Annotated in this window: 4 protein-coding genes; 1 reads left to right on the forward strand and 3 read right to left on the reverse strand. The window is 54.6% G+C overall.

Annotated features, from left to right (window positions below; translation table 11 throughout):
* The first annotated feature begins 68 nt into the window (after positions 1 to 68).
* A complete protein-coding gene (locus RC85_RS05950; protein WP_068259825.1) occupies positions 69 to 2,012 on the forward strand; it encodes a c-type cytochrome domain-containing protein in 1,944 nt (647 codons plus the stop codon).
* 68 nt (positions 2,013 to 2,080) lie between these two features.
* On the opposite strand, the gene RC85_RS05955 is transcribed toward RC85_RS05950, so the two are convergent.
* From RC85_RS05955 to RC85_RS05965, 3 genes are all read right to left on the reverse strand, one after another.
* A complete protein-coding gene (locus RC85_RS05955; RefSeq protein ID WP_235033278.1) occupies positions 2,081 to 3,037 on the reverse strand; it encodes a hydroxypyruvate isomerase family protein in 957 nt (318 codons plus the stop codon).
* 73 nt (positions 3,038 to 3,110) lie between these two features.
* Positions 3,111 to 4,778 (reverse strand): putative transporter, encoded by a 1,668-nt coding sequence (locus RC85_RS05960; protein ID WP_068259828.1) that lies wholly within the window; start codon positions 4,776 to 4,778, stop codon positions 3,111 to 3,113.
* A gap of 69 nt (positions 4,779 to 4,847) precedes the next feature.
* Complete coding sequence (locus RC85_RS05965; protein ID WP_068259831.1) at positions 4,848 to 6,191, reverse strand: beta-ketoacyl synthase N-terminal-like domain-containing protein; 1,344 nt, start codon at positions 6,189 to 6,191, stop codon at positions 4,848 to 4,850.
* Positions 6,192 to 6,490: the final 299 nt, after the last annotated feature.

Below are 6,490 nucleotides of genomic sequence, written 5' to 3' on the forward strand. Positions count from 1 at the left end.
ATGGAAGGGTAGATCGCGTTCCTTTAGCGAATCCCAACTGCCTCTCCGTTCCCAAATAGTTTCGCACCATGCGTGTTTTGCTCGTCCTACTCGTTTGCTTTAGCTGGGCCACGATCGCTCGATCGGCTGATGCGATTTCGTTGTCCGATCGCAAACTGATTTCAGAAATCAACCAAGCAGTGGGGCAGGCCGGGAAACACTTCGCAGCGGGCGAGCATGAGCAGGCAGGTCAATCGATTCAGTCTGCGATGGCGATGGTGGGCGAACTGGGCAGCAATTCTCCCGAGCTTGTGGGCAAGATCCAACCAGCGATTTCGAGAATCCAAAAGGCGCACATGATGCTGGAATTCGAGGGCGTGATGCTGCCGCCTTTCCAGCCACCCAGATTAGCACTCGAAGAAAAGAAGACTCGCAAAACAAAGACAGTGTCTGCCAAGCGTCAAGCCAAGACGCCCGTTATTCCGAAAGCGGATCCTTTTAGTTTCGCAAACGCCGTTGCCCCGATTTTGGACAAGCGATGCGGTCGCTGCCACATCGACGGTGCCCGTGGTGGTTTTAGCATGACCAGCTTCGCGGCGTTGATGAAAGGACCGCCCGAAGGCGTGGTGATCTTTCCCGGCGATAATGTTGGCAGCCGTTTGATCGAAACGATTGAAACGGGTGACATGCCGCGCGGTGGAGGCAAAGTGACGCCCGCAGAGTTGCAAATTCTTAAAACATGGATTTCCAAGGGAGCGTTGTTTGACGGAAACGATCCATCCGTCCCCATTCGATCGATCAAGGCATCCGTCGGCAGTGCGCCCACAACCGCCGACCCGATGAACAACGCGAATGTGCCGATGAAGGCCATGAAGGCGACCGGAAAAGAAACGGTTAGCTTCGCCAAGGATGTCGCCGGACTGCTGATCGACAATTGCAAGGGCTGTCACATCGATGCGATGCAAACGCGAGGTGGATTGAACATGGATTCGTTTGCCACGCTGCTTCGCGGTGGCGATAGCGGTTCGATGATCAATCCTGGCAATGCCGAAGCAAGTTTGCTGATCAAGAAATTGCGAGGGACCGAAGGTGACCGCATGCCGGGGGGCGGACGACCGCCGCTTTCTGAAAGTGACATTCAATTGGTCGCGACGTGGATCAATGAAGGAGCAACTTTGGACGGGGACAGTGATCGCCAACCGCTTCGAGTGATGAACCAACTTGCTTGGGCGGCAAGTGCTTCGGCCAGCGAGCTGAGCCGGAAACGATCCAAGACAGCGGAGATAAATTTGAAGTTGGTCGCATCGACCGGCGTCGAACCTCAATCTGTTATCACTGACCATTTCCTGGTCACGGGAACGGCATCGAAAAAGACGTTGGAACTCGTAGGTTCGCTAGCCGAAAAGCAGATCAAGACTGTTGAAAGCGTGGTGCCAGAATCGGATGGTCCGGCAGAGGATTTTTACCGCGGGAAAGCGACGATCTATGTGCTGCCCAAACGTTATGACTACAGCGAATTTTCCAAAATGGTCGAGCGTCGGGGGATCCCAAGTGAATGGCAATCGCATTGGCGGTTCGACGGCATTGACGGCTACGTTGCCATGGTTGCGACCGAACGGGATGACGCGAAGGAGATCGAAAGCCGGTTGGTGACGCCGCTTACTGCACTTGCGATCGCAACACGCGGCAGCGAAGTTCCGCGATGGTTTGCTGAAGGCGTCGGTGTCGTGACGTCGATGCGAAAGGCCAAGCTAGACCGAGAAGAACGCATGCGGATCGAATCTGAAACGGCGACTGCGGTTTCGGCGATGAAAGACGCCAAGAGTTTCCTGGATGGCAAAATGTCGCCCGAGCAAGCCGACCGTATCGGTGCCGCGATCGCCACGACGTTGCTGAGCCGAAACCAACGTCGCAATTATGACCAATTGCTACAAGAGCTTGAAAAAGGCGGTTCCTTTGAAACGGCATTTGCCAAAGTGTTCCGAGCGACTCCCAAGGAGTTTATCGATACTTGGCTGAAGTACGTTCGTTAAAAGCAAAGTAGCACGGCGGTCTCCACCGTGAATCACGGTGTAGACTACCGTGCCACTTTGCTGCCGAACTACACCATGCACTTGGTGATTGCTTCTTTGAGTCCTTCGACGGGGTCACGCGAGGGTCGGAATTCGTGTGATAGGTAGCCGTCGAAACCTGTGTCTGCGATGGCTTTGGCAATTGGCGTGTAGTTGAGTTCCTGCGTGTCGTCGAGTTCATGGCGACCGGGATTGCCGGCGGTGTGGTAGTGACCGAAGTATTGATGGTTGTCTTGGATCGTTCGGATAACGTCGCCTTCCATGATCTGCATGTGATAGATGTCGAAAAGCAATTTGAAGTGATCGCTGCCAACGCGTTTGACCAGTTCGATGCCCCACGTGCTGTTGTCGCACATGTAATCGGGGTGATCGACTTTGCTGTTTAGCAGTTCCATGTTCAGAATCACGCCCGCCTTTTCAGCGATCGGTGCAATCTCTTTGAGCGCCTTCACGCAGTTCTTCATACCGGTCTTGCGATCGATGCCACGCGAATTTCCGCTGAAGCAGATCACATTTCGCCAGCCCTCGGCCGCCGTCGCTTCGACTGCTGCAGCAATCTTTCGTTTGCATTCATCGTGGAACTTTGGTTCGCACAAACCGTTTGCCAGTTTGTGTGAACTGACCAAGGATGCGACGAGCCCATGCTTCTTGACCGTCTTGAAATCTTTGGGTTCTAGCAAATCGATTCCCGACATTCCCAACGCCTTGGCATGCCCCGCTAATTCATTGAGCGACAGTTTGGGGTAACACCACTTTGCAACGGCTTGTTTAAGTCGGCCCTTTGACGCGTCCACTTTGTCAGCAGACGAATCAGGCTTGGCGGATTTGCTGCCTGCATCACTTTCGGCGCTTGCCACCAGAGACGAATTCGCTGCAACGGCAGCGACAACACCTGCGCTGATACTGGCACTGGCACCCGCAAACGCACTTCGCCGACTGATGCGTTTGCCGAGCATTGGATTGGATTCCGGTGATAGACGTGACATTCCCAAGATTCTCCTGAAACGGATGGACAAACCGACACCCCGTTAATTTAATCGGTTCAGATAGATTCGTCGATCAAACCAGCAGATAGATCAGAGTTTGAGCCGCCAAAATTCTTAACATCATGGTCAGCGGATAAACCGCAGCATACGCGGTTGTGGTGGCTTCGCTATCCGACAATGAATTTGCGAAAGCCAAAGCGGGTGGATCCGTCATGCTGCCCGCGACGACACCACAAATGGTCAGATAATTGAGTTTAAAGACATATCGGGCGGCGATCCCAGTGGTCAATAGCGGAACCATCGTGACAACAATTCCGGCGAACATCCAAAGCAATCCATCGGCACTCATTGCCGTGGAAAAAAACGTCCGACCAGCACCAAGTCCCGCACATGCCAGGAAAAGAATGATGCCCATTTCGCGAAGTGCCAGGTTGGCTGAATACGGGATGTACCAAACGAACCAACCGATCCGCCCGATCATGCTCAGCAGAATCGCTGCGATCAATGGACCACCGGCGAGACCAAGTTTGACCGCGAAGGGAATTCCGGGAATCTGAAAGGGAATCATTCCCAACAGCACGCCCAGCGCGATTCCGAAAAAGATGGGTGCGAAATGTGTCTCGTCCAAACTGCGGACGGAATTCCCAAGCAACTCGGTGACTCGATCTAATGCCTCATCGTCGCCGACCACATTGACGACATCGCCGTACTGCAACCTTGTTGTTCCGCGTGCTGCCATTTCAACACCCGACCGGCGAATTCGAGTGACGGTTGCGTTGTACCGTTGGTCCAACGAAAGCTGTCGAAGGGTTTGGTTTAAAACCGACGCTTCGGTGATCACGATCCGCCGCAGCCGAGCGGTACCTTTGGATTCCATTAGATTGACGTCGGTAACTTGGCCAATCATCGGAACAAAACGCTGCAGGCCTTCTTCGCTACCAACAACTTGAATGACATCGCCTTCGCCAAGGACCGTGTTGATCGTCGCTGCTGCCACTGAATCTTCACCGGCTCGCCGTATCCGCGAAATACGTATCCCGGTTTCTTCCAATCCTGGCAGATCACCAAACTTGACTCCCGCAAGCCGGGCATTGTCGATCAGCAGGCTCTGCCGATTGATCGGCGGCAACGAACTCTTGCCGTTGGTCTCTGACGAATCGACTTCTTGATCAAGATTGATCCGAAAGAGACGCTTCATGATTAGCATCGCCGCAATGATTCCGACGATCCCGCCGGGGTAGGCGACTGCGTAGGCCGACGCCAATGTCTTCACGTTTTCAGGTCGGCTTTTCTCTGGATCTTCCAGCGATGCGACCGCTTGTTGGGCAGCACCGAGCGACGGTGTGTTGGTCGTGGCACCGCTGAACAGACCGCCCGCGGCGTAACCGCTAAGCCGACCCGAAGATTGAAAGACGCCATGAAAAACACAGATCAGCAAGAAGCCTTGCAACACGACGGCAAAGGCAAGTGAATTCAGAACGATGCCTTGTTGTCGCCATAGCTGGACGATGCCTGGTCCCAGGTGTAATCCAATCATGAAGACAAACAGCACCAGCCCGAACTCTTTTGCGAATTCAGAAATCTCGGGCTCGATTTCAAATCCAAAATGCCCCAGCAAGATCCCCGCAAACAAAACTCCGGCTGACCCCAGCCCGATTCCGCGAAAACGCACACTGCCAAGCAGCAAGCCGCTGACAGCGACGGAGGTCAGGACGAGAATTGCTTGGATGATGGGAGACATGGACTGCCGGAAAAAACGCTGCGAAGAGTTGAGTCAAGAAAACATCGGCCGGTAAGCTACACAACCGAATCAACCAGACACAAGCACCGTCGCGATCGCCGAACCTTCCGATGTATGCGATAACGCAATCACCGCTGGCTTGTCCATCGACATCGTCTCGGTCACCAGGTTTACGTTGCGATTGGCAACGTTATGACCAATCGTTGGTGGGATCTGCTGGTGTTGGATCACCAGCGCCGCGACGGCAACGTTGATGGAACCTACCGCTGCCCCGGTATGCCCAAGCGAAGAAACCGGTGCCGTCACCGGAACACCGGGCAGAGCCTTGTTGATCGCCTGTTCTTCGGCCAAATCAATCGACGGGTCACCACAAGCTTGGCTGATCACGGCACCGATTTGGTCCGCATCAATGCGCGCTTGCTTGATCGCATCTCGGATCGATAACTCAATTGCTTTGACCGACCCTCGACCGGCCGATGAACTTGGCGAGATGTCTCGCTTTGCTTGATACATCCCTGGCGATGGAACGAAACGGGAAACCATCGAGGCGATGCTTGCGATTGGTTTTACCTTGCGAGCGACCGCTTGATCGATTGATTCGATGACAAACGAAACTGCCGCTTCACCGCCAACGACGCCCACCGAGCCGTGATCGTGCGGGCGTGACGAAAACGAAACAGGGTCACTGACTTCGGGAATCGGCAAGTCGCCGCGGTAGTTCAACCGCGTGGTGTTGATGCGAGTTCCCGATGACCCCGTCACCATCAACTTGGCAATCGAACGTTCTAAACACGATCGTGCTTCCATCATCGCGGCGGGGCCGGATACGTCACCCAAGACCAGCGAATTGTTGGGGCCATGCGCACCGATCGAAATGCCCACGTGACAGGCCGGCATGTTGGGCAGGTACTTCAGCATCCACAGCGGAGTGACTTTCTTCATCGCCGCGGAACCGAATTCTGCTGCGCTGAACACACCGTCTTCGTCACAGCACGCCAGGTACGCGTCCTCCATTTCCGACGGCGGTCCATAGTACATCTCGCCGCCAAAAACAGTGCCGACATCGGCGGGCTGGAAATCGGTTTCTGTTGTCAGCGGAAATGCATCGGTCAAACCAGCATCGTCGATCGCGAGCGTCGATGCTGCGAATGCTGTTTGAATTTCGCGGCACATCACCTTCAACGCTTTCCGCGGCCGAACGTATTGCTTGGGATCAAAGTCGATGATCGGGCCACCAATCCACAAACCGTCGGGTTTTGAGACCGCACCGGGCTTGGCACCTTCGTCGGTGCGGTTGGCAAGCGAAGTGATTCCAGAGGTTTCTGCACAGAGGGCGTCGAAGAAGTCCTGACGCCCCATTCCGATCGACGAAACGACTCCAAGTCCGGTAATAACAGTGTTTTTCGGGGACATGGAGTCGGGCAAAGAGTTGAGAGAAAGACTGCGCGGGTGTGATTATGATTGCCGCGGGCTGTTTTGACCAGCGACTGTTTTTGACCAGCGATGGGAGAAAATCGCCAAGTCGACTACGACCTGCCCGTAGCTGGTCCCGCCAGGGTTCAGGCGAGGTTCGGTCGAGGTTCAGTCGAGGTTCAGGCGAGGTTCAGGCGAGGTTCAGGCTGGGCTGATGAAAATGTTTGCGTGGAGGGAAACTGGACGACTTTGGGGGTTTGTGGCTGACCGGCCTCGGTGTTGATTGCAAATTGCAAAAT

Source organism: Rubripirellula obstinata (genome assembly GCF_001642955.1).
Classification (GTDB): domain Bacteria; phylum Planctomycetota; class Planctomycetia; order Pirellulales; family Pirellulaceae; genus Rubripirellula; species Rubripirellula obstinata.